This window comes from Caballeronia sp. HLA56 (assembly GCF_054655155.1).
The window spans coordinates 238,673-261,711 of the sequence record NZ_BAAHOB010000002.1 but is presented as its reverse complement, the minus strand read 5'-3'; the positions used below and the strand labels follow the sequence as shown (position 1 = coordinate 261,711).

General features: G+C 63.7%; 19 protein-coding genes. 16 read left to right on the top strand and 3 right to left on the bottom strand.

Features of this window, described 5'->3' with window-relative positions:
• Window positions 1–188: 188 nt before the first annotated feature.
• From ACYQ47_RS07640 to ACYQ47_RS07620, 5 genes are all read left to right on the top strand, one after another.
• Window positions 189–2,414 carry a cellulose biosynthesis cyclic di-GMP-binding regulatory protein BcsB gene (locus tag ACYQ47_RS07640; RefSeq protein ID WP_459904989.1) on the top strand — a complete coding sequence of 742 codons (2,226 nt, stop codon included), beginning with the start codon at window positions 189–191 and terminating at the stop codon, window positions 2,412–2,414.
• Window positions 2,411–4,591, top strand: coding sequence for a glycosyl transferase family protein (locus ACYQ47_RS07635; RefSeq protein WP_244829944.1), 2,181 nt, complete (start codon window positions 2,411–2,413; stop codon window positions 4,589–4,591). The genes ACYQ47_RS07640 and ACYQ47_RS07635 overlap by 4 nt, the downstream gene beginning before the upstream one ends.
• A gap of 98 nt (window positions 4,592–4,689) precedes the next feature.
• Window positions 4,690–7,656, top strand: a complete 2,967-nt coding sequence (locus ACYQ47_RS07630) for an NfrA family protein (protein ID WP_459904988.1) — start codon at window positions 4,690–4,692, stop codon at window positions 7,654–7,656.
• 44 nt (window positions 7,657–7,700) lie between these two features.
• A complete protein-coding gene (locus tag ACYQ47_RS07625; protein ID WP_459904987.1) occupies window positions 7,701–8,759 on the top strand; it encodes an alpha-amylase family protein in 1,059 nt (352 codons plus the stop codon).
• Between the two features lie 341 nt (window positions 8,760–9,100).
• The gene (locus tag ACYQ47_RS07620) at window positions 9,101–10,909 is read left to right on the top strand and encodes a tetratricopeptide repeat protein (RefSeq protein ID WP_459904986.1); all 1,809 of its coding nucleotides are present in this window, start codon (window positions 9,101–9,103) and stop codon (window positions 10,907–10,909) included.
• 58 nt (window positions 10,910–10,967) lie between these two features.
• Here the strand turns inward: ACYQ47_RS07620 and ACYQ47_RS07615 are convergent, their stop codons facing one another.
• Window positions 10,968–12,359 carry an aminotransferase-like domain-containing protein gene (locus ACYQ47_RS07615; RefSeq protein ID WP_250494240.1) on the bottom strand — a complete coding sequence of 464 codons (1,392 nt, stop codon included), beginning with the start codon at window positions 12,357–12,359 and terminating at the stop codon, window positions 10,968–10,970.
• 371 nt (window positions 12,360–12,730) lie between these two features.
• On the opposite strand from ACYQ47_RS07615, the gene ACYQ47_RS07610 reads away from it, so the two are divergent.
• From ACYQ47_RS07610 to ACYQ47_RS07575, 8 genes are read left to right on the top strand one after another with little or no spacing between them, the layout of a single operon-like run.
• Window positions 12,731–13,213, top strand: a complete 483-nt coding sequence (locus ACYQ47_RS07610; protein ID WP_244829948.1) for an MSMEG_0572/Sll0783 family nitrogen starvation response protein — start codon at window positions 12,731–12,733, stop codon at window positions 13,211–13,213.
• 5 nt (window positions 13,214–13,218) lie between these two features.
• A complete protein-coding gene (locus tag ACYQ47_RS07605; RefSeq protein WP_244829949.1) occupies window positions 13,219–14,223 on the top strand; it encodes a Nit6803 family nitrilase in 1,005 nt (334 codons plus the stop codon).
• A complete protein-coding gene (locus ACYQ47_RS07600; RefSeq protein ID WP_370652265.1) occupies window positions 14,216–15,286 on the top strand; it encodes an MSMEG_0568 family radical SAM protein in 1,071 nt (356 codons plus the stop codon). Before ACYQ47_RS07605 ends, ACYQ47_RS07600 begins: the two co-directional genes overlap by 8 nt.
• Before the next feature lie 2 nt (window positions 15,287–15,288).
• Window positions 15,289–15,840, top strand: a complete 552-nt coding sequence (locus ACYQ47_RS07595; RefSeq protein ID WP_250468716.1) for an MSMEG_0567/Sll0786 family nitrogen starvation N-acetyltransferase — start codon at window positions 15,289–15,291, stop codon at window positions 15,838–15,840.
• Entirely contained in the window at window positions 15,837–16,808 is a 972-nt protein-coding gene (locus tag ACYQ47_RS07590) for a sll0787 family AIR synthase-like protein (protein ID WP_459904983.1), read from the top strand. Before ACYQ47_RS07595 ends, ACYQ47_RS07590 begins: the two co-directional genes overlap by 4 nt.
• On the top strand, window positions 16,805–17,962 hold the full coding sequence (locus ACYQ47_RS07585) for an MSMEG_0565 family glycosyltransferase (protein ID WP_459904982.1): 1,158 nt from the start codon (window positions 16,805–16,807) through the stop codon (window positions 17,960–17,962). Before ACYQ47_RS07590 ends, ACYQ47_RS07585 begins: the two co-directional genes overlap by 4 nt.
• 12 nt (window positions 17,963–17,974) lie before the next feature.
• Window positions 17,975–18,259: an MSMEG_0570 family nitrogen starvation response protein gene (locus ACYQ47_RS07580; protein ID WP_250468704.1), complete on the top strand. Its 285-nt coding sequence runs from the start codon at window positions 17,975–17,977 to the stop codon at window positions 18,257–18,259.
• Window positions 18,260–18,286: 27 nt separating this feature from the next.
• A complete protein-coding gene (locus tag ACYQ47_RS07575; RefSeq protein ID WP_250468701.1) occupies window positions 18,287–19,567 on the top strand; it encodes an MSMEG_0569 family flavin-dependent oxidoreductase in 1,281 nt (426 codons plus the stop codon).
• Window positions 19,568–19,630: 63 nt separating this feature from the next.
• Here ACYQ47_RS07575 and ACYQ47_RS07570 read toward each other — a convergent pair whose 3' ends face one another.
• Entirely contained in the window at window positions 19,631–19,912 is a 282-nt protein-coding gene (locus tag ACYQ47_RS07570) for a hypothetical protein (protein WP_250494233.1), read from the bottom strand.
• A gap of 159 nt (window positions 19,913–20,071) precedes the next feature.
• Between ACYQ47_RS07570 and ACYQ47_RS07565 the strand changes: the two genes are divergently transcribed.
• Together ACYQ47_RS07565 and ACYQ47_RS07560 are read left to right on the top strand one after the other, a co-directional pair.
• On the top strand, window positions 20,072–20,710 hold the full coding sequence (locus tag ACYQ47_RS07565) for a TetR/AcrR family transcriptional regulator (RefSeq protein WP_250527997.1): 639 nt from the start codon (window positions 20,072–20,074) through the stop codon (window positions 20,708–20,710).
• Window positions 20,707–21,525 (top strand): helix-turn-helix transcriptional regulator, encoded by an 819-nt coding sequence (locus tag ACYQ47_RS07560; protein ID WP_244829958.1) that lies wholly within the window; start codon window positions 20,707–20,709, stop codon window positions 21,523–21,525. The genes ACYQ47_RS07565 and ACYQ47_RS07560 overlap by 4 nt, the downstream gene beginning before the upstream one ends.
• Window positions 21,526–21,537: 12 nt before the next feature.
• Here ACYQ47_RS07560 and ACYQ47_RS07555 read toward each other — a convergent pair whose 3' ends face one another.
• Window positions 21,538–21,981, bottom strand: a complete 444-nt coding sequence (locus ACYQ47_RS07555; protein ID WP_244829959.1) for a DUF2000 domain-containing protein — start codon at window positions 21,979–21,981, stop codon at window positions 21,538–21,540.
• 277 nt (window positions 21,982–22,258) lie between these two features.
• Between ACYQ47_RS07555 and ACYQ47_RS07550 the strand changes: the two genes are divergently transcribed.
• Window positions 22,259–23,029, top strand: a complete 771-nt coding sequence (locus ACYQ47_RS07550; protein ID WP_459904978.1) for a flagellar brake protein — start codon at window positions 22,259–22,261, stop codon at window positions 23,027–23,029.
• The last annotated feature ends 10 nt before the right edge of the window (window positions 23,030–23,039 follow it).

The following is a 23,039-nucleotide window of genomic DNA, read 5'->3' as shown; positions in this document are numbered from 1 at the left end:
GCAGTGCGCGCATCGCGCGAAGCGCCGCAAGGCCGCGAAGCGAACGATGCGGATATCGAACGAAATAGCTGCCAGCTTGGGCGTTGCACCAAAAAGACCATCGCAATCTCGCGCGTTCGCGCTCTCGAGCCTCTTCGGGCGACAGAGCGGCTGTGCGTGAGAATGCGCCAAAATTCGAGCCATTCGCCTTGATCAACGACATCATCAAACCGCGCCGATTGCGCGTCGCACTCGCTTTGACCGCCGCATGGGCGGCCTTTTCCATGGCGCTTCCGTGCGCGGCGCTCGCCGCCGCCGGCGATCTTGCAAGCACGTTCGCGCATCTCGGGCTCAACGGCCGCGAATCGCGCACGGTGACACTGCGCGAGCTAGGGCTCTTGCAAGACGTCACGCTGAGCGCACCCGACACGCGCCAGGAGTTCTATCTCCCCGTTCCCGCCGATGTCCCGCTCAGCGACGCCACGCTGCAACTCGACGGCGGTTACGTACGCGGCGACGGCGGACGCGTGACGATGCTGCTCTCGCTCGACGGCTCGCCCGTGCTCTCGCGCGCCTTCACGCAGGACGCGGGCAACGTCGCGGTGAACATCGGCGTGGACGGCGCGCCGCGTTCGGCCGGTTTCGTGCGGCTCGGGCTCGGCTTCGCCTCGGTAATCAACCAGAACGTGTGCACGGACCAGACCGCGATCGGCAACGTGCTGCGCGTGCGTCCGGAAACGCGTCTGACCTTCAGCTTCGATCCCGCCGATATTCGCGATCTGCGCACGGCGTGGAGCGCGCTGCCTTACGCGCCGGTGCTCGCGGTGTCGTCGCCAAAACTCGCCAGCGACGCCTACGACACGGCCTGGCGCACCGATGCGCTCCTGCAACGCGACGGCAAGCGCCCGCTCGTGCAGGCGCTGCCAGCCGTGGGCGATACGGCCGACCTGACCGGCATCGACGTGCCCGCGGCTTTGCGCGCGATTCCCGCGTTCAGCGCGCTGGCCTCGGGCGGCAAGCATGCAATAAGCGATGACGCCGAACTCGGCGCGCTCGTCGCGCTCGGAGCGCGCGCGGCGTTCGGTCCGGACGTGATCGTGGCGGATGACGGCATGAGAAAGCGCATCGTCGGCGCGCTCGATGCGTTGCGCGCGCAAGTCGCCACCGCTTCCGCCGATGCCGTGCCCGCCTTCGACGAATGGCGCGCCCGCACGATGAACACGCTGACCGCGCCGCTCGCGCCGGGCGAGGTGCGCATTGCGCATGTCGGCGGACGCGCGGTGATCGTGGTCGGCGACACGCGCGGCATCGGCGCGCTGGCGGCAAGCTGGCGGCCCATCGATGTATCGAACCGGCTGATCGTGCATTCGATCGATGCCGACCAGCGCGTGCGCGGCGACAACATCGCGCTTTCGGAGCTCGGCGGCGATCCGCGCAGCATCGACGTGCAGACCAACGCGTCATGGTCCGCGCGCTTCGACCTCGCCGCGGCTTCGGGCAACGGCCGTCTGCCGCAGAACGTGGTGCTCGACCTCGCGGCATCGCCGACACTCTCCAACGGCGGCGCGACCGCCACGGTGTATTTCAACGACGTGATGATCGGCGCGCGCCTCCTGAACGTGGATGGCGTGCGTCAACGCATCATCGTGCCGATTCCGCGCTATGCGCTTGCACGCACCAACGAATTGCGCGTGAGCTTTCGCCGTCAGCCGGATGCAGGCTGTCAGGCGCGCCAGGCCTATCCGGTCGCCGTGTTGCCGACGAGCCATCTGCAACTCGGCAACTCCACGCTCGACAACACCTTCGCGGGCATGGCGGCGCGCTTTGCATCGGCGGCGACGGTTTACGTGCCGCACGCCTGGCTCGACGATGCGTTGAACAGCGTGCCGCGTCTCGCTTATCTGACAGGCGCGGCGGGCGTCGCTCCCGTGCAGGCGAAGTTCGCCGTGAGCGAGTCGGGCGCGACCGTGCATCCGGATGGCGCGTTCCTCGCCGCCGATGTTCCGCTTGCCGACGAGCACAATCCCGCCGTCTATTCGGCCGACAGGCTTTCGCTGAAGTCCGCTTCGGGCGACATGCTGCTCGACATGTCGGGCCTTTCGCGTGTCGCGGTGGTGAGCGTGGCGAGCTCAAACGGACAAAGCGGCGTGGTGTATCGCTCGGCGGGCGCCATGCCCGTACTCAGCGACAAGCTGCAACTCTCGCGCGGCGACATTGCCGTGGTGGACGGCAGCGGCGTCCTCAAGCAGTTCGATACCGTGAATCCCGATGAACTCGTCGATGAACCGGCGGGCAGCTCCGACTGGATCACGCGGCACTGGGCGCGCTGGGGCATTCCGGCCGTGCTCGTGGTGTTGTTGCTGGTGCTGATCGCGCTGGCGGGTCAGGCGCGCCGCAGGCATCTGCGCCGGCAGAAGAAGGACAACGGCGCGTGATCCTGGAAACGATCAGGTGGTACGGCCAGATACTCGTCGCCGAGTACTACCAGACACTTGAATACGTCGCGGCGGTGGTGGCGACGATCATCCTGCTGTCGAGTCTCGATGATCTCTTCATCGATATCTGGTTCTGGACCCGCAAGTTCTGGCGGCGCGTGACGGTGGAACGCCGTTACGCGCCGCTCACCGTCGAGCAGCTTTACGCGCGCGACGAGCAGCCGATCGCCATCATGGTGCCCGCCTGGCAGGAGCACGATGTCATCGCGCCGATGATCGAAGACCTTGTGCGCGTGCTCGATTACCGCAGCTATACGATTTTCGTCGGCACCTATCAGAACGATCCGGCGACGATCCGCGAAGTGGAACGCATGCGGCATCGCTACAAGCATTTGCATCGCGTGGAAGTGCCGCACGACGGGCCGACCTGCAAGGCCGACTGTCTCAACTGGCTCGTGCAGGCGATTCTGCGCTACGAGTTCGAGGCGGGCGTGGAGTTCGCGGGGATCGTCATGCACGATAGCGAGGACGTGCTGCATCCCATCGAACTCAAGTTCTTCAACTATCTGCTGCCGCGTAAAGACATGATTCAGTTGCCGGTGGCATCGCTCGAACGCAACTGGTTCGAACTGGTCGCGGGCACGTACATGGACGAGTTCGCGGAATGGCACGCAAAGGATCTGGTCGTGCGCGAAAGTCTCGCGGGTGCGGTGCCCTCCGCCGGCGTGGGCACGTGCTTCTCGCGCCGCGCGATGCTCGCGCTCGTTCGGCAGACCGAGAGTCAGCCGTTCAATACCGAGAGCCTCACCGAAGACTACGATATCGGCGCGCGCATTCTCAAGATGGGCATGCAGTCCATCTTTCCGCTGTTTCCGGTGCAGTTCACGTCGCGCCGCAAGGTGTGGTTCGGCCTGGGTCCCGAGCGCGAGATCACGACCACCATGCCGCTTTGCGTGCGCGAATTTTTCCCCGACACGTTTCGCACCGCGTACCGGCAGCGGGCGCGCTGGACGCTCGGCATCGGCTTGCAAGGTTGGGCGCTGACAGGCTGGAGCGGCACGCTCGCCAACCGCTATCTCTTGCTGCGCGACCGCAAGGGCGTGGTGACGGCGTTCGTCGGCATGCTGGCCTATCTGCTTGCCGTGCAGTTCATGCTGTTCGCGAGCGCTTCGTACTTCGGCTTCACGAATGATTTCTTTCCGTCACCGTTCATCGATTCCGGCTGGCTGCAGGCGCTGCTCGCCGCGAACTTCGTCGCGCTCTTGCTGCGCGTCACGCAGCGCATCATCTTCACGACGCGGCTTTACGGCTGGGAGCACGGCATTCTGGCGGTGCCGCGCATGGTGATCGGCAACGTGGTCAACTTCATGGCGGTGTCGCGCGCGTGGCGCCTTTTTATCGTGCATGTGGTGACGGGAAGGCGGCTCGCGTGGGACAAGACGATGCACGATTTCCCGAGCGTGGATGGCTTGCGCAGCACGCGTCAGGACCTCGGCGACTTGCTGGTGTCGTGGCAGGCGATTGACCCCGAACGGCTCGAACAGGCGAAGCAGACGGACCATGCGCGCGAAGCGCCGCTCGGACGCGTGCTCGTCACGCGCGGCTGGCTCGACGAGGAGACGCTCGCGGAAGCAATCGCGTTTCAGGCGGACTTGCCGCGTGGAAGGTTCGACGTGGCTCGCATGCAGAACGAGCCGGGCGTCGCGGTGCCGCCAGAAACGCTCGTGCGCCTGCGCGCCATGCCCCAGGGCGCCGATGCGAACGGCAACGCGATCTTCGTGAGCGCCAGTCTGCTCGATGACGCGGCGCTCGCCGAATTGCGCGAAGCGACCGGCTGCGCGGTATCGATCAACGTGGTGCGCGAAAGCGAGATCGCGGCAGGCTTGCGGATGTTGCGCGATGTGGGCGTGTCGGCGCTTTCCGGCGACGAGCAGACGGCCGCGAAGGCGGTGAACGACGAGGCTGCGCGCGGCGTGCCCTTGCTTGGCGACATCATGATCGAGATGGGCCTCGTCACGCGCCGCGCGTTCGAAACGGCGTTGCAGAATTATCGGCCGGAGCGGCATGGACGTATCGGCGATTACATGGTCGCCGAGCGCGTGATCACGAGCGAAGCGCTGGCTTCGGCGGTGGGCGAGCAACGGCGCCGGTATGCGAAGCGGGCGGGTGGGCAATGAAGCGCTATCGTGCGCGCCTGCGTGGCGAAGAATCGGCTTTGCGGGAAAGAATCGATTTGGTTGCGAGAAAGCATGGCGCTGGATTGCACACCGGAACGATGCCCGATCGTCAGGGGCCGAATGCGCGCCGGATGACGCCGCCGGCAACGCGCGCGACATCCCGCGTCGCTCGCGTCATGTTCTGGACCGCCGCGATGATGTGCGCGAGCGGTCACGCACACGCCGATGAAACCTTGCCCTTGCAATTGAGCGGCGCGCCGTATCGCATTGCGCGCGACGCTTACGCGGCGTTCGGCGAACATCGATATGCCGATGCCACCGCGTCGGCGCGCGAGGCTATTCGGCAGCGGCCGGATGTCGCGGGTTTGCGCGTGCTGCTGGCCAATTCGCTGGCGGCGCGTGGCCGTCTGAAAGAAGCGAGCCACGAACTGTCCGATGCGATCGCGCAACTCGGACCCGTGCCCGCATTGATCTCGCGCCGCCGGCAGATCGATACGTCGATCGCGGGCGGTGGCGAAGGGCATCCGGGCGGTGGCGGCGCCGGCGATCTGCAAGGTCCGGCGCTCGTGGCCGCGCGCGCGGCGTATCGCGATTTCGGCAAGAAGGATTACGCGGCGGCCGTGCGCGAGAGCCGTGAAGCTGTGCGTCTCGCGCCGCAAGTCGAGCGCTTGCGCTATCTGCTCGTCGATTCGCTCGCCGCTTCCGGCGATGATCCCGCCGCCTACGCCGCCGCCGACGATGCCGCGCGTCGCTTCGGCGAGAACAACGAATTGCGCACGCGGCGGCGTTATATCGGCGATCGGCTGGCGCCGGTGGAATCGAAGGCGGCGTATGCGGCGCGTGCGAATGGCGATTTCGTCGAAGCGGAAAGCCATGCGCGCAAGGCGGTGGCGTTCGCGCCGTCGCGGATGGAGTTTCGCACGCAGTTGCTCGAAACCCTCTTCGCGCGTGGCGATCTGGCGGGCGTGGAAGCGGCGGCGAGCGATTGCATCGCTATCGATCGCAACGACGCGCTCTGGTGGACCTTGCGCGGCTATGCGCGTGCGGCGCGCGGCGCGAATGCGGACGCGGATTTCGCGCACGCGTTGGCGGTGGCGCCGGAGTCGTTGTCGCAGGCGGGGGATACGCGGGCGAACGTTGGGGCGCAGGCGGATGATGAGAACGAAGGCGGCACGATGAGCGTTGCTTCCCCGGCATTGCGGAATCCGCGCCGGAGTGACGCTGCCAGTGCAAAGACAAGCGCCGACCCTTCAGACCCGAGCAGCGCGATGCTCGCTGATTCGGCGGCAGTGCGCCATCGACAACGCGGCAGCGAAGCTACGGATGCAAACGTGAACGCCGACACGCAAGGCAGCGCCATGCGCGCCGACCCCACGGGCATCGAACTGGAACGCGTGTTGATCGCCGAAGGCGACGCGCGCCGCGCCGAAGCCGCGGCTTCCGGCGAAAACGTGATGTTCGACGAAGCCGATGCGCGCCGCGCCAATCCGTCGATTGCGGGCGTAACGCAGTCGCGCGGCAACCAAGCCACGAATGACGTGGCCTCGACGAGCGGCGAAGCCGCTTCCGCAGCCGAACGTAGATATCGCGATGCCCGTGTGGCACGCACGATCATCGCCGATGTGCGGCTCGCGCAGAACCGTCCGCAAGCCGCGCTCGACGCGCTGCCGTCCGTATCGCAACGAAACGCCGCCGCGCTCGACGATGCCGACGCCGCCATCGCTTTACGCCGTCAGCGCGCTAAGACGATGCTGCAAATGGCCGCCGCCGCGCAGAACGACATCGACCCGCGTGCGCGGCCGACCTTCGATTGCCGCGAAGACCGCTACGGCGCATCGTGCGATGTCTACGCCCACGACCCCGCGCTCGCCGACACGCGCGCCGCACGCTTGGCCGAACGCGACGGCAAGCATGGCGAGGCCATCGACCACTGGCGCGATGCGATCGCCGCCGTACCCGACGATCCGCAATTGCGCATCGCGCTGATCGATGCGCTCGCGGCGGCGGGAAAAACGCGCGAGGCATCGAAGGAAGCGCGCGCGGCCATCGACGCCAATCTGCTCGATTCGATGAGCGACCTGCAGGCGGCCTTCATCGCGTCGCGGGCGGGCGAGCGGCAGCTTGCGCTGGACCGTTTCGCACGCGCTGAACGAAGCGGTACACTGCCACCGGGCGCGCAAGCCGATGCGGGTTATGCCGCGCTTTCGATGCATCGCAACGAGGAAGGCGCGCGCTATCTCGAACGCGCGATGGATCGCACCGCGAGCGCGCCTCACGCAGACGACGCGCTCCCGCCGCAAGCCGTGTACGACGCGCGCGCGGCCCACGCCGAAGCCACCCGCGACTGGGGCTTCAGCATGAACGTGAACTATCGCGGCAGCGGCGCGCAGCAGGGCTTTGCGTTCAACCCGACGCCCGGCCTGTCGAGCAACTGGCAAGCAGGCGCGGAGGCGTACTGGCGCCCGTTCGGCAGCCTCGGCGACCGCATGTTCGAAGTCTATGCGCGCGGTTACGAGAACTTCGGCGTGCAGGGTAGCGGACCGTCGGGGGCATCGACGTTGCAGGCCGCATTGGGTGCGCGCGTGAAGCCGTTTGCATCGGTGAATGCGATCTTCGCCATCGAAAAGATCTTGCCGATAGGCTCGGACGTGCGCTCCGACTGGCTCGTGCGCGCGGCCTATTCGACCGGTTTCGGCGACACGCGCCGCCTCGACGTTCCGAGTTGGTGGACCGGCACGTTCTACGGCGAGGCCGGCCATTACCTTGTGAATCCGTCGACGTACGCGACCGCGAACGCGCGGCTCGGACGCACGTATCGTATCGATTCGATCAGCCCGCGCCTCACCGTGTTTCCGCATGCGGTGGTCGGCGTGGACTACGATTCTGCAATCGATCGCAGCGTGCCGGTGGGCATCGGCGCGGGCGTGGCGGCGCGTTACTGGTTCCGTGGCGATGGTTACGATACGACGCGCTCGTTCGTCGATATATCGGTGCAATATCGCGTGCGCGTGGCGGGCGACGATCGCGCGAAGGGCGTGTTCTTCGGTGCGGTATTCTCGTACTGATGGCGCTCATGCTGCCGATGGGTTGGATGCAGTGCAGGTCTTGCATGTACGAGGTTTATGACATGTTCGCGGGTCATGCGTTTGCACGGCGATTACGCGCTTCGTTGTTCGCGGGGCTCAGTGTGCGCGGCGCTCGGTCGCTTGCTTCGTCGCCTGTAAGTGCGGGCGGCGGCGTCGATCAGTCGCCTGGATTGGGCTCGCAGGCAGATGCAATCGCAAGCGCGTTGCCCGCGCGGACTTCGCGCGCCGTTATCCGTGTGATGACGACGGCGTGCGTGTTCGCATCGATATGCTTCGCGAGCGCGGCGCCGGCGCAACCGCCGCGCATCGTCTCCGGCATCGTCTGGCAGCCGGACAACACGTTTTACGATCCGCACGGCGACTGGGACAAGCTTGGCGCGCACGAACTGATCGTCCAATGGACGGCGGTCGATGGCATCTCCTTCGTGCCCGGCGCGGGCTTTCGGCCGGCGCCGCGCATGCCGGACTGGGAGCGCATTGGACGTGAGCCTTGGGCACGCGATGTGATCATCGGCTTGTCGGGACGTTTCAGCGAAGCGGTGGCGCGTGCGAATGCGGCGCAGCTTTCCATCGAGTCGATGCGTCTGGCGGATGTCGTCTTGCCGGTGCACGTGACGGGCTACTACTTTCCCGTCGAGATCGATCCGACCTGGCAGGATGCGAGCGCGCTGCGCACCTTGCTCGATGCGTTGCCCCGGCCGCTCTGGATCAGCGTCTACGATCGCGCGAACGTGGGTGGGAATGCGATCGCCGAATGGCTCGATGGCTGGCTGCCGCGCGATGTCGGTGTGCTCTTGCAGGACGGATGCGGCGTCTATGCGCGCGAACCGCGAGTAGCGCGGCAATATGCGGATCAGCTTGCGGCGCGCCTGGGGCGCCATCGCGTGAGAATAATCGCGGAGGCGTTTCGACCGAATGTCGGTGGCGGATTTCGCTCCGCAACGGTCGATGAATTGAAGCCGCAGATCGATGCTTATCGCGGATATAAAACCTATCTTTTCGATGGGCCGCATTATGTGTCGAACGAGCTGGTACAGGGATTGGTGCAGGCGTATTCTGTTAGGAGCTATGGGGCGCGATAGAGGTTTTTTGAATATTTTGTGTTCATGGTTCCGCTTTGTAGGTGGTAGGCGTCAAATCTCGAGTAACGCGCAAATCAATCCAGGCAATTCTTTATCTTTCATGACCTATTGGATAGCCCGCTGCCGCCACGTCGCAGAGGCTTTGAATTATTACGTCTGGTATGAACGACTCAGCGACTGATCCATAAGTTTCGTGACGGACTACCTTAGCGTTTCAAATCAGTGAAACCACAACTAAGGAAGTCGTCGTTACAAAAAGAAAGCAGGATCAGCCGCGTGGACTTATCCCATTTGCAATGGCGCGGAAATAGAAGGCCTGCAACGTATAGATGGATTCAAAAATGAGTACGCAAGATGCAACGGTAACGCAAACCGAAAAGGCGTTTCGAGAAGCACTAGCCTTACGTCCAGATTCTCCTGCCGCACATAACAACTTCGGCGTCTTTCTCATGCAGGTCGGGCGTTTGGCGGAATCAGAAGTCATATTACGCAGGGCCATTGAACTTCGACCCGATTCGGCGGATATCGCGCTCAATCTCGGCGCCGTCCTGTTCCAGCTCAAACGTTTTGCCGACGCTGAGCCGCTGGTTCGCCGCGCGTTGACACTTCGCCCTGGCTTTGCAATGGCAAGTCATGTGCTCGGCTGCATATTGCGAGATAGTGGTCGTGCCGATCTCGCTGAAATTGCTTTTCACGACGCCATCGCCCTTCAGCCGCAACATTTCGACGCACATATCAGTCTTGGAGCAATAGCGCGATCGCGTGGCCGTCTCGCAGAGGCTGAAGAGATAAGCCGACGAGCTATCGAGATTCGCCCGACGGCGACCGAGGCACACTGCCTACTCGGCGACGTGATGTTCAACGCCGGCCGCGACGATGAAGCTCTTGCTTCGTACCGGCAAGTTTTGGCTCTCGATCCAACTAACGGCTTTGGGCATTGCGGGGTAGCGCTTGTGCAGCAGCGGCGTGGCGAGTGGGCCGAAGCCGAACTGTGCCTTCGCCGAGCGATATCTCTGCAACCCGAATCGTTCGAAGCCCGTCTAAATCTGAGTGCCTTGCTCACCGATTTCAACCGACTACAGGAGGCGGAAGCCTGGTTGCGCGAGGCGATTGCCCTGCGTCCGCAGAGTGCGGGGGCTAAGGTTAGCCTCGGCATCCTGCTGTTGAGAATGGGTCGATATGAGGAAGGGTGGGAATTCTTCGAAGAAAGGAACTCTGACTCGTTTGACCACGCCACTTTTGGCTTGATAGAACGGAAGGCAAGGGAGGTGTCGATTGTCGCGTGGCAAGGCGAGTCCCTTCAGGACAAGTCTTTACTAGTTGTTTTCGAGCAGGGCCTCGGTGATGCAATTCAGTTCGTGCGTTTCATGCCGCTGCTCAAAACGGCGGGCGTCGCTCGATTGACAGTGGCCTGTAATCACGGGCTTTTCGCATTGTTTCAGGGCGTCGAAGGTATCGATTCCATCATCGATATCGGTGTGCAACCCGGCGCAGCCGATTACGACCGCTGGTGCTTCTCGATGAGTGTTCCGGGGCTCATGCATATGACGCTACATGGCATTCCTTGGCGGGCGCCGTACGTTAAGCTGCCAAGTGAGCGTCTCGAAGCTTGGGCCAAGCGCATGAGCGGGTTGAGTGCGCGACGATCCTTGAAAGTTGGGCTTACCTGGGCGGGTTCGCCCGCGCTTGGCAATTTCAAGAGCGGTCCCGATCAAACGAAACTTGATGCTTTGCGATCGCTACACTTTCGGAACCTCCTTCCGCTGCTGGATACGCCCAGCGTGACTTTCTTCAGCTTGCAGCACGGCAAACCCCGAACGCAGCTTGCCGAGGTTTCACCGCGTGGCCAAGTCATCGACCTGATGAACGACGCCAACGACTTGGTCGATACGGCGTGCATCATCGAGCAGTTGGATCTGGTGATCAGCGTCGATACATCCGTCGCCCATCTGACAGGTGCGCTTGGAAAGCCGGTATGGATATTGAATCGATTCTCGGGTGACTGGCGTTGGCTCGATGATCGCGAAGACTCGCCCTGGTATCCGTCTGCGCGGTTGTTTCGGCAGAAGCGGCGTGGCGATTGGGATGAAGTGATAGAGCGCGTCCGAGACAGTCTGATCAAGCTCGCAATGGCTTCGGTCACGAGCTAATCGACAAGCCCTGCGCCATGGGGGCGGCGGCTCATATGCGTGGCTTCGTCAACACCCCTCAAAGCATCGGCATATGCAAATGATGCGGATCGGCCAGCATATCGGCCACCCGCTTCAAAGCCTCCCTGCAATCCTCGCGATTCTGCGGTCCACCCAGACACAAGCGCAACGCATTAGGCGGATTGCCATCCGTTGAAAACGCCGCGCCCGCAACGGCTCCGATCCCCTGATTACGCAACTGCAACGCCAATTCCGAAGCGCTCCAGTCACACAAGTCGGGCACGGGCAACCAGAGATGAAAGCCATGCGGATGCGCGCTATACGGAAAGTCGCGCAACGCCTGCGCCGCAATCGCCTGCCGCGCGATCGATTCCTCGCGCATGGCATCGAGCACGTCGGCGGCGGTGCCGTCGTTGATCCAGTGCGTCGCCAGCAGCACCGTATATGGGCTCGGCATCACCGTCGTCGCGCGCAACGCGCCAGCGATACGCTGCGTCTGCCGTGGCGTCGGCGCCTTGAGATACGCCACGCGCAAGCCCGCACCGAAGGTCTTCGATAAGCCCGTGACGTGATAAGTCAGCTCGGGCGCGAGCGCGGCAAGCGGCGCGGGCGCATCGAGCGGCAACATGCCGTACGGTTCATCCTCGATGATCGGCACGTTATAGCGCATGGCGACATCCGCCAATGCCTCGCGTCGTTGCGCGCTGATGGTCAACGTACTCGGGTTCTGCAAGGTCGGATTGCAGTAGAAGCCGCCTGGCTTCTCCGTCTTGCAAAGCGCTTCGAACGCATGCGGCAGCGGCCCCTCGTCGTCGCGCGGCAACGCCTGCAAGCGAACCCCGAGTTGCGATGCGATAGCCTTGATGCCAGGATACGCCAGCGTATCGAGACAGATCATCTCGCCCGGTCGCGCAAGCTGCGAAACAAGCGCCACCAACGCGCTATGAATGCCGGGACAGACGAGCACCGTATCGTCCTCGCAATCGGGCAGTCGCATGCGCAGCCACGCACGGCCCGCCGCGCGATCCGCCGCCGTCCCGCCGAAGTCCTGATAGCGCAACAACTGCCACGGGTCCGCACTCTGCATCAAACTGGCCGCCGATGCCCGCAAGCGCGCCGTCAACCCGGGCGGCTCGGGCGGCATGTTCATCGACATCTCGACGCTGCTGCCGCCCGCCAGCGGCAAGGTCTGCGTTCGGCCGCGCACGAAGGTGCCGCTGCCCGCGCGCAGATCCAGCAAGCCGCGTTTGCGTGCTTCCGCATAAGCGCGCGCCACGGTCGTGTAGTTGAGATTCAGGACATCGGCGAGATCGCGCAGTCCCGGCAGACGATCGCGCGGACGCAAGCGGCCGCTCGCGAGATCTTCCTCGATGAGATCGGGAATCGTCAGATAAGCAGGCTTGCGGCTCTCTTCGAGCTTCCTGATCCAGTGATGCGCGGGCTGATTCATAGGGGCGATTTCCCTTGTGTGCATGCGATCAGCCAAGCATGCCGCATCAAAAAAGATCGCATAAGCCTGGGCAACCTGATTGCATTGATCGCATCGATGCACGGCTTCGGTGTTGCGCGCACCAGCGCCATGCGTGTCTGCGCCGAATTCGTGCGCGCGATCTTCATTGATTGCATCGACAAAACGTCGCGAAGCGTTACCCATCATGGCGCGCGAAAATTTTTTTCGGCGCGCATCGCCGCAGCGCTTTTTATTGATCGCGAAGTGATTGCATTTCGCGGGCCAATCATTGGCATATCCGTTGCGTTTGTAGGCTCGCCGTCGCGACAACTCGATGCGCGCCATATCAGACACCACCATCGGAGAATGCCATGCCCGCAGTCACGCAACCGCTTCACAAGAACGGCGATTATCTGGTCGACTACGAAGAGAAGGTCTTCGAGGATGTCAAAGCCGAGCCCGGCGAAAAAGCGCTCGTCACGTTTCATACGGTCGCGTTCGAAGGCTCGATCGGCTTCGTGAATCTGCTGCAGGCAACGCGTCTGCAACGCAAGGGTTTCGATACTTCCGTGCTGCTCTACGGCCCCGGCGTCACGCTCGGTCTGCAACGCGGCTTTCCCACGCTTGGCGACGAAGCCTTCCCCGGTCATCTCAACTTCAACAAGCAACTACAGAAGTTCATGGCCGAAGGCGGCAAGGTCTATGCATGCCGATTCGCGTTGCAGGCGCTGTATGGGCACGGCGAAGCGTCGTTGATCGAAGGCATCCGGCCGATCAGTCCGCTCGATGTGCTCGACATCCAGCTGCTCCATCGCAAGGATAACGCGCTCATCATCCATACGTGGACCGTCTGACGATCATGGCCGCACAGAGCGCAAAACGCATCGTCCGCGCGGCGGCCGTGCAGATCACGCCCGACTTCGAGCGGCCCGACGGCACGCTCGACAAGGTGTGCACGGCTATCGACGAAGCCGCCGCGAAAGGGGTGCAGTTGATCGTGTTCCCCGAAACCTTCGTGCCGTACTACCCGTACTTCTCGTTCGTGCGCGCGCCGGTTGCCATGGGCGCCGATCACATGAAGCTCTACGAACAGGCGGTCGTGGTGCCGGGACCGGTCACGCATGCAGTCGCCGAACGCGCGCGGCTCGGCAATATCGTGGTCGTGCTCGGCGTGAACGAACGCGATCACGGCAGTCTGTATAACGCGCAACTCATCTTCGATACCGACGGCAAGCTGTTGCTCAAGCGCCGCAAGATCACGCCGACGTATCACGAACGCATGGTCTGGGGACAGGGCGATGCAGCGGGTCTCAAGGTCGTGGATACGAGCATTGGACGTGTCGGTGCGCTTGCTTGCTGGGAGCACTACAACCCGCTCGCGCGCTATGCGTTGATGACCCAGCACGAAGAGATCCACTGCAGTCAGTTTCCCGGCTCGCTCGTCGGGCCGATCTTCGCGGATCAGATCGAAGTGACGATCCGTCATCACGCGCTGGAGTCCGGCTGCTTCGTCGTCAACGCGACGGGCTGGCTCACCGAGGCGCAGATCGAAGCCATCACGCCCGATCCGAATCTGCAGCGCGCGCTGCGTGGTGGCTGCAACACCGCGATCGTTTCGCCCGAAGGCCAGCACGTGGTCGAGCCGTTGCGCGAAGGCGAGGGCATGGTCATCGCCGATTTGGACATGTCGCTCATCACCAAGCGCAAACGCATGATGGATTCGGTCGGCCATTACGCGCGACCCGAGTTGCTGAGTCTAGCGATCAACGACCGTCCCGCCATGCCCGTCATGCCATTCACCGGAGCCTCATACGATGAGCGCCAGAGAGAACCTGCCAGCGTCGAGCCGGCAATTGATGACTGAGCTTCAGTCGGCGGGCCTGCGGCTCGTCGATCCGCGCGCTGGCGTTTCGAGCCGGCGCGGCGGCGCGGGGCCATCGGATCACAAGGCCGTCACCGTGGATGGCGTGACGATCATGGTGCCCGTGCATACGAGCACCGCGTGGAACTCGCCCTTCGTCGCGGGCGAAGCGGACGCGAACGGCACGAGCGCGTTGATGCGCAATGCGATCCCTATCGCGAGCATCAGCTTCCCCAAAGCGCCGCGTTTCTATGCGATGCAAACGCTCGACGGCGTGCCGTACTCGCACATCGCCACCTTGCACAGCAAGGACGTGCTCGCGACGACGGTGCTGCAAACCTGCATCCGCTATGAAAGCCGCCGCAAGTCGTGCAAGTTCTGCGCGATCGGGCAATCGCTCGCGGCGGGGCGCACCATCGCGCACAAGACGCCCGAGCAGCTTGCCGAGGTGGCGCGCGCGGCGGTTCTGCTCGATGGCGTGAAGCATATGGTCCTCACGACCGGCACGCCGCCCACGCCGGATCGCGGCGCAAAAGTGCTGTGCGACAGCGCGTTCGCCATCAAGGCCGCCGTCGATCTGCCGATTCAGGCGCAGTGCGAACCGCCCGATGACGACCGCTGGTTCGAGCGCATGAAGGCAAGCGGCATCGATACGCTCGGCATGCATCTCGAAGCGGTGACGCCCGCCGTGCGCGATCGCATCATGCCGGGCAAGGCCAGCGTCCCGATGTCGCGTTACATGGAAGCGTTCAAGGCAGCCGTCGCCGTCTTCGGACGCGGACAGGTCAGCACGTATATTCTCGCCGGCCTCGGCGATAGCGCGCAGTCGATCATCGACATGTCGCGCGAGTTGATTGCGCTCGGCGTGTATCCGTTCGTCGTGCCGTTCGTGCCGATCAGCGGCACGCCGCTCGAAGACCATCCCGCGCCGGAGCCGGAATTCATGCGTTCGGTGCTGGCGCCCATCGGCTCGATGCTCGCCGAAGCACAGATGCGCTCGACCGATATCAAGGCCGGCTGCGGCAAGTGCGGCGCGTGTTCGTCGCTTTCATCGTACGAGGTGTGATCATGTTCGTCGAAGCCGATGTGCCCGATCTCGATTACTCGCCGGTCGAATATCGCGTGAAGTGGGCGACGCTGTCGTGGGAAGCGAGCGAAGCCTACAAGCTGCGGCGCGCGGTGTTCTGCCTGGAGCAAGGAATATTCATCGGCGATGACCGCGACGCTATCGACGAACGCGCGCAACTGCTCGTCGCGCTGAGTTGCGTGGCGGGCATGCCGGAACAGGTCGTCGGCACGGTGCGCATCCACGAGGAAGAGCCCGGCGTGTGGTTCGGCTCGCGCCTTGCCGTGCACGCTGCGTTTCGCTCGCACGCGAAGATCGGCGCGACCTTGATCCGGCTTGCGGTATCGAGCGCGCATGCGTTGGGCTGCGAGACGTTTCTCGCGCACGTGCAGTCGCAGAATGCGCCGCTCTTTGCGCGCCTGCGCTGGGATTCGCTCAAGGAGGAAGCCATTTTCGGGCGCCCGCATCATCTGATGCAGGCGCAACTCGATGCGTATCCGCCGTGCGTCACGCCGCAAAGCGGCTTCGTCGCGCTGGCCCGCAAGCCGTCATGAGCACGTTGTCCGCACTGGTCGAGCGTTTGCGCGAGAGCCGCGGCTTTCGCCACAAGCGCGATATCGCGGATGTCGTGAGCCGCTTGCCCGACAACCGTCTCGATCTTTCGCAAGCGGTTGCAATCGGCGACGACTGCGCGGCTATTCGCGATGGCGACGGCTTTCTGCTCTTCGCCATCGAAGGCATGGTCAGTGACTTCGTGCGCGCCATGCCGTGGTTCGCGGGCTATAGCGCGGTCATGGTCAACGTGAGCGATATCTACGCGATGGGCGGCCGCCCGCTCGCCGTAGTCGATGCGTTATGGAACGCGAACATCGAGGACGCCTCCGAAGTGCTCGCGGGCATGACGGCCGCATCGGCGACGTACGGCGTGCCTGTCGTCGGTGGACATAGCAACGTGCAGAGCGACGGCGCGCAACTCGCGATGGCCATTCTCGGCCGCGCCCGCAAGCTCTTGACGAGTTTCGATGCACGACCCGGCGACGCGCTTCTGATGGCCGTCGATCTGCGCGGCAAGTATGAAGACCCGTATCCGTTCTGGAATGCGTCGACCGATGCGCCGCAAGGCCGTGCGCGCGAAGACTTCGAGATACTGCCCGCGCTCGCCGAAGACGGACTCTGCGATGCGGCGAAGGACATCAGCATGGCGGGCGCGCTCGGCACCGCGCTCATGCTGCTCGAATGTTCGAAGGCGGGCGCTCGTATCGATCTCGATGCCATCCCGCGTCCCGCTGACGCCGACCTCGAACGCTGGCTCACCGCCTTTCCGAGCTTCGGCTTCGTGCTGTCGGTGCGCCCCGAACATGTCGATGCCGTGCGCGCGCGTTTCGAAGCCCGTTCGCTGGCGTGCGCCGCGATCGGCTCGGTGGATGCGTCGCGCGAAGTGGTCGTCGAACGTGGCGGGGAAAGCGCGCTGTTATGGAATCTGCGCGAAGAAGGCTTCATTTGCGCGAGGAGCGCGACATGATGCGCATAGGCTTGCTCACGCATTCGGTGAATCCGCGCGGGGGTGTCGTGCATAGCCTCGAACTCGCGCGTGCGCTCCACGAAAGCGGCCACCTCGTGACGATCTTTGCGCCCGCGCGTGAAGGCGAATCCATGTTCCGCGCTTCGCCGTGCCGCGTGGTGCTGGCGCGCGTGGCCGGAACGCGCGATGGTCTCGCCGCAATGGTCGATGAGCGCATCCGCGCGCTGAAACATGCGCTGATCGAAGAAGGCGCGGAGAGCTTCGATGTTCTCCATGCGCAAGACAGCATTGGCGGCAATGCGCTCGCCGAGCTTAAAGCGGAAGGCTGCATCAAGGGATTCGTGCGTACCGTTCATCATCTCGACAATTTCGACGATGCGCGTCTTTCGCACTGGCAACGTCGCGCGTGGCAAGACGCCGACGCCGTGCTCTGCGTCAGCGATGCATGGACGCGCACGATGTACGACACGCATGGCGTGCATGCGCGCACGGTGAGAAACGGCATCGACAGAACGCGTTATGCGGCGCGCGCGGACCGACAGCGCGACGAGTTACGCAAGCGCTTCGCGATAGGCGCGGGGCCGGTCGTGCTGGCTGTGGGCGGCATAGAGGCGCGCAAGAACACGCTCATGCTGCTCGAAGCGTTTGCGCTGCTGCGTGCGCAACGGCCATCGGCGCAACTGGTGCTTGCCGGCGGCGCGAGCCTGCTCGACCACGACGCCTACACGCGCCGCTTTCTTGCGCGTGCAGCCGAGCTCCGCCTCGATCACACGCAAGTGATCCTTACCGGTCCCTTGCCCGACGATCAGATGCCCGCGCTGTTCAGCATCGCCGATGTCGTCTCCATGATCTCGCTACGCGAAGGCTTCGGCCTGGTCGTACTCGAAGCGCTGGCGAGCGCCAAACCCGTCGTGGTCTCGCATATCGAACCCTTCACCGACTATCTCGACGATCGAACCTGCATCTTTACCGATCCGCATGACGCCGCTTCGATTGCCAAGGCGCTTGCAAAAGCAATGGACGGTGCACACGACATCGATTTCGATCAAGCCGTGCCGGCCTTGCTCGACCGCTACACATGGCAGGCGAGCGCTGCGCATCATCTCGACATCTACGGCAAGTGGCTGCAAAGCCTGCCGCTCACGACCGTCTAAAGGAACGCCACCATGCCTGTCATGCACTTTCGAATTCGCTGGCCCGATGGCGTCGAAGCGAACTGTTATTCGCCGTCCACGGTCGTCGGCGAATTCTTCACACCGGGCAACACCTATCCCGTCGATGACTTCGTCGCGCGCTCACGCGAGGCGCTGACGATAGGCTCCGAGCGCGTGCGCGAGAAGTACGGCTTCGCGTGCTCGGCCGCGATGGATCAACTCGCGCAGATCGAAGCCGACGCGGGCCGCTTCGATGCAAGACCCGGCGCGCTCGTCACCGTGCTCGCGCTCGATTGAAGTCCTTGGATCAAAGGGAATCGGAACATGTCGAACGTCACTTCCACAGAGACGCACTACAGCGTGATCGTCGTTGGCGGCGGGCAGGCCGGGCTGTCGGTCAGCTACTTTCTGCAGCAGGCGAACATCGATCATCTCGTGATCGAGAAAGCGACCGTCACGCATACCTGGCGCACGCAGCGCTGGGATACCTTCTGCCTCGTCACGCCGAACTGGCAATGCGCGTTGCCGGGCTACCCGTACACCGGCGCGGACCCGCATGGCTTCATGAAGAAGGATGAGATCATCGACTATCTCGATGGCTTCATCGCGAAGGTCAATGCGCCCGTGCTCGAGCAGACCGCCGTGTTACGCGTGCAACGTGATGCAGCGGGCCGCTATGCCGTGAAGACCACGCAGGGCGAGTTCACGGCGGATCAGATCGTGGTGGCATCGGGCGGCTATCACACGCCTATCGTCCCGCGCATGGCCGAACGCTTGCCGCAGGAGATCGCGCAGGTGCAGTCGTCGGAATATCGCAATGCGGATCAGTTGCCACCGGGCGCGGTGCTCGTCGTCGGATCGGGCCAGTCGGGCGCGCAGATCGCGGAGGACTTGCATCTCTCGGGACGCAAGGTGCATCTCGCCGTGGGCGAAGCGCCGCGTTGTGCGCGGTTTTATCGCGGACGCGACGTGGTCGACTGGCTCGCGGACATGCGCTACTACGAAATGCCCGTGACGGATCATCCGTTGCGCGAAGGCGTGCGCGACAACACCAATCACTACGTGACGGGCCGCGACGGCGGCCGCGATATCGACCTGCGCCGCTTTGCACAGGAAGGCATGGAATTGTTCGGGCGGCTGCAGGATCTCCGCGATGGCAAGCTGCGTTTTGCGCCCAACCTGCGCGCGAATCTCGACGAAGCCGACGATATCTACAACCGCATCAACATGAGTATCGATGGCTTCATCGACAAGCATGGCATCGACGCGCCCGCAGGCGAACGCTACGAACCCGTGTGGCAGCCGCAAGACGAGCGCACCGAGCTTGCGTTGACGGACAGCGGGATCACGTCGGTGGTGTGGTGCATCGGCTTCACGCCGGACTTCAGCTGGCTCGATGCGCCGGTCTTCAACGGACGCGGCTACCCGACGCACCGGCGCGGCGTGACAGCCACGCCCGGCATCTACTTCGTGGGCTTGCCGTGGTTGCATACATGGGGCTCGGGCCGCTTTTCGGGCGTCGCGCGCGACGCGCAATTCATCGTCGATGCGATCTGTGCCGAACGGGCCGCCACGGTCGATCAGATATCGATCGCGTGCGCCTGATGCTCGACGCGAGTGAAACGGCCCGCGCTAAAACGTACAACGAAGCAGGCCTTGGCCACACATTTACTTCACCGATGCAGCGCTATTGAGCTGTGCATAGTCGGCGGGCATGGCGCCGGACGTCAGCACGGTGGCAGGCAGATGCTGCGTGTCTTCCGCCGATACGGCGCCGACGAACTTCCAGCCGGCCGGCATCTTCACGAACGTGTAGCCCGTGGGTTGATCCACGAACACCGAATAAACCGGACTCGCTTGCGACACGACAGGCGCGGCGGTTTGGGCAAACGAAGCCAGCGGCGTGGCCAGAACGAACGCGGCGGCCAGGGCGGTAATAGATGATTTCATGTTGATGCTCCAGAAAACTGAATTGTGTAATGATCGACACACATATTAAAACACTGGTCCGTGCAAAGGTCCAGATATTTTGTTACGATCAACACAGAATTCAGAATTCCATGGAACGCACCAATCGCGTGCCACGTCGTTCATAAAAACGGAGACGACATGACGCTGCATCGAGATGAAGTCTTGGAGACGGTTCACAAGACGCGTGGCCGACCGCGCGCCTTCGACCGCGACGCCGCCCTCAGGCGCGCGATGGAAGTGTTCTGGGCCAAGGGTTTCGACACCTGTTCCATGGCCGATCTCGTCGATGCCATGGGCATCAACTCGCCGAGCCTTTATGCCGCGTTCGGCAGTAAGGAAGACTTGTACCGCGAGGCGATCGCGCTCTATTCCGCCGCGGAAGGTGGCGCGGCGGTGCGCCAGTTGCGCGCGCACGAGTCCGCGCGCGACGGTTTGCGCGCCATGTTCCGCACGAGCATCGAGCTTTTCACGAGCGGGACGGGGTCACGCGGCTGCATGATCTTTCTGGGCGGCATGTCGGTGGCGCCGGAGCACGGCGAGTTGCGCGACGAGTTGCGCAAGATTCGCCGTCAGGTGGCAAGCGCCATCGCCGCGCGGCTCAACGATGCGCGCAAACACGGCGAGCTCCATGCCAACGCGGACATCCATGCGCTCGCTGCGCTTTGCATGACGCTCTTCGCGGGCTTGTCCATCGAGGCGCAGGATGGCGTGCGTCGCAACGCGCTGTACGCCGCGGTCGATCAGTTCATCGCGAGCTTGCCGTTCGAATCGAAATGAAAGCGCCGCTCAAGGCCGACACGCACATCTGGCGCGCGCCGGAACTCGGCGCGGAACTGCTGCGCGGCCGCTTTGCCGATTTCTCCTACGACGTCCATGCGCACGACACCGCCTGTTTCGCGCTGCTGACGGGCGGCGCCATCCGCATCCGCATGCGCGGCACGGAGTTTGTGGCGCGACGTGGCGACCTCTACGCCATCGACGCCGATGAACCGCACGCGGGCTGGCCCGTCGACGAAGCCGGCTGGACGCAGCGCACACTCTATGTCGATGTCGCGCATCTGCGTGCGCTCGCGGGCGACGAACGTATGCGCGGCGGAGGGCTGATCGGCCCGATCATTCGCGATCCGGCGTTGTGCGCGGCGCTTCACGATGTGCACCGGTCATCGGAAGAGCAGGGACCGTCGCTGTATCGCGACGAGCGGTATTTGCAGTTCGCGGCGCGTCTCACCGGCCGGCATATGACGGATCGCACGAAGGACGCAAAAGCGCCGCGCGAACCGCGCGCCGTGGCGGCCGCGCGCGGGTTTATCGACGAACGTCTGGGCGAGCAGGTGCATCTGGAAGATATCGCGGAGGCGGCGAATTTGCCGCCCTATCGCTTGTTTCGCGCCTTCAGTCGTGAAACCGGCATGACGCCGCACGAGTATCAACGGCAGGCGCGCGTGCGCGTCGCCATGGCGTTGATCCGCGATGGCGGCGCGTTGAGCGATATCGCGGCCGCGACCGGTTTCGCGGATCAGGCGCATCTCACGCGCACTTTCCGCCGCATGCTTGGTGTCACGCCAGGCGCATACAAGACGGCGACGCGTTGAATCGAAGCAAGTTTATTTAAGCAGGCCGAGATTCGCGACCGCTTTGCTGACGGGCTTCTTGTCGCCGATCAGCGCGAGACCGACATAGCGCAAGGCCTCGGTTTCCACGCTGGCGACGGCATCGCGGAAGGCGTCGTAATCGGTCGTTTGCTGGCCTTGCACGGGAAACGTCACGACATCGCACGATGCGGCCGCGGCCTTCGCGCGCAACGCCGATAACGTGTCCTGATCTGCCGCCAGCACTGCAATGCCGATGGGAATCAGCCCCGGATGCGCGTGCCCAGAGGCATCGACGAGCGGCGCGCCGACGAGCGACGGATGCCGCTGCCCCACCGTCAGCGCCAGCACCGCCGCCGCGTTCGCCGCCCGGCCGGGTGGCAGTTCGCTATCCACCACGATCACGCAGCGTTGCGGCCGCGCGCTTGGTTCATGTTGTTCCGGTGATGCGCTCGTCATAAGGGCTGTCCGTTTCGGTTCGAAGTGACCCATTGTGAAAGCGCTGGCGGCTTGTCGTCTTGAATCCTGTTGCACGCATGTTGCAACGCTAGCGCGTCGGCGCAGGCATTCTGAAAGCCTCGAACCCTTTCCTGCCGGGCAAAACGCTGAAATAACACGAAAACCTAGTCGTAACCCGCGTTATGAAGCGTTTGCTTTTCGTGCAAACTGCGCATATTCGAGACGTAGCTCGCATTGTTCGTCGTTCCTGCTGGAAACCTCAATCGACCCGACCGCCATGCTCGCTGAAACGCAGTCGCAGACTGCCCCGCCCATTACCGACATCGAACAACTCGCGGAAGACTACGCGCGCTTTGCCCGCCGTACGCCTTCCGAAATGGGCATTTGTCTGCGTTCGCTCATGCAGCGGCGCGACATGCTGACAGTGGCGAGCGCGCACGGCCAGATCGTCACGCAACTGCTGGAAGTGGACCCGCGCGAAGGGCGCATCGTGTTCGACTGGGGCGGCGTGGAGTCGGACAATCGCGCGTTGCTCGCAGCGCCGCAGTTGTACTTCAAGGGCGCGCCGGAAGGCGTACGCGTCGAGTTCACGACGGGCCCGGCACAAGCGGTGAGCTTCGAGGGACGACAAGCGTTCGAAGTATCGTTCCCGGAAGCCGTCTATCACGTGCAGCGCCGCGAGTACTTCCGCGTGCCGGCGCCCATTCTCGATCCCTTCTTCGCCAAGGGCACTTATCCGGACGGTGACCCGTTCCACTGCGAAGTGCACGACATTTCGCTCGGCGGCGTCGCGCTGCGCATGGATACGCCGCGCCTCGCGGAAACGGAGATCGGCACGCTCTTCACCGATGTCCTTTTGAACCTCGGTGCGGGCGGCTCGCTTTCGGTGGATCTCGCGCTCGTCTCGCCACGCAGTATCACGACGCCGCGTGGCGACGTGCGCTATGTCGTCGGCTTTCGCTTCACGCGGCTTTCGGGCTCGGCGGAAAGCGTGTTGCAGCGACTCATCACGCGCATCGAGGCGAAGCGGCGCAGCCTGTCGGCGTGAGCGCGGACAG

Excerpts from the sequence above, each read along its gene's own strand:
- ACYQ47_RS07630 (WP_459904988.1), top strand. The coding sequence starts at position 4,690 with ATGCCCGATCGTCAGGGGCCGAATGCGCGCCGGATGACGCCGCCGGCA.
- ACYQ47_RS07625 (WP_459904987.1), top strand. The coding sequence starts at position 7,701 with ATGTACGAGGTTTATGACATGTTCGCGGGTCATGCGTTTGCACGGCGA.
- ACYQ47_RS07620 (WP_459904986.1), top strand. The coding sequence starts at position 9,101 with ATGAGTACGCAAGATGCAACGGTAACGCAAACCGAAAAGGCGTTTCGA.
- ACYQ47_RS07615 (WP_250494240.1), bottom strand. The coding sequence starts at position 12,359 with ATGAATCAGCCCGCGCATCACTGGATCAGGAAGCTCGAAGAGAGCCGC.
- ACYQ47_RS07610 (WP_244829948.1), top strand. The coding sequence starts at position 12,731 with ATGCCCGCAGTCACGCAACCGCTTCACAAGAACGGCGATTATCTGGTC.
- ACYQ47_RS07605 (WP_244829949.1), top strand. The coding sequence starts at position 13,219 with ATGGCCGCACAGAGCGCAAAACGCATCGTCCGCGCGGCGGCCGTGCAG.
- ACYQ47_RS07600 (WP_370652265.1), top strand. The coding sequence starts at position 14,216 with ATGACTGAGCTTCAGTCGGCGGGCCTGCGGCTCGTCGATCCGCGCGCT.
- ACYQ47_RS07595 (WP_250468716.1), top strand. The coding sequence starts at position 15,289 with ATGTTCGTCGAAGCCGATGTGCCCGATCTCGATTACTCGCCGGTCGAA.
- ACYQ47_RS07590 (WP_459904983.1), top strand. The coding sequence starts at position 15,837 with ATGAGCACGTTGTCCGCACTGGTCGAGCGTTTGCGCGAGAGCCGCGGC.
- ACYQ47_RS07585 (WP_459904982.1), top strand. The coding sequence starts at position 16,805 with ATGATGCGCATAGGCTTGCTCACGCATTCGGTGAATCCGCGCGGGGGT.
- ACYQ47_RS07580 (WP_250468704.1), top strand. The coding sequence starts at position 17,975 with ATGCCTGTCATGCACTTTCGAATTCGCTGGCCCGATGGCGTCGAAGCG.
- ACYQ47_RS07575 (WP_250468701.1), top strand. The coding sequence starts at position 18,287 with ATGTCGAACGTCACTTCCACAGAGACGCACTACAGCGTGATCGTCGTT.
- ACYQ47_RS07570 (WP_250494233.1), bottom strand. The coding sequence starts at position 19,912 with ATGAAATCATCTATTACCGCCCTGGCCGCCGCGTTCGTTCTGGCCACG.
- ACYQ47_RS07565 (WP_250527997.1), top strand. The coding sequence starts at position 20,072 with ATGACGCTGCATCGAGATGAAGTCTTGGAGACGGTTCACAAGACGCGT.
- ACYQ47_RS07560 (WP_244829958.1), top strand. The coding sequence starts at position 20,707 with ATGAAAGCGCCGCTCAAGGCCGACACGCACATCTGGCGCGCGCCGGAA.
- ACYQ47_RS07555 (WP_244829959.1), bottom strand. The coding sequence starts at position 21,981 with ATGACGAGCGCATCACCGGAACAACATGAACCAAGCGCGCGGCCGCAA.
- ACYQ47_RS07550 (WP_459904978.1), top strand. The coding sequence starts at position 22,259 with ATGCTCGCTGAAACGCAGTCGCAGACTGCCCCGCCCATTACCGACATC.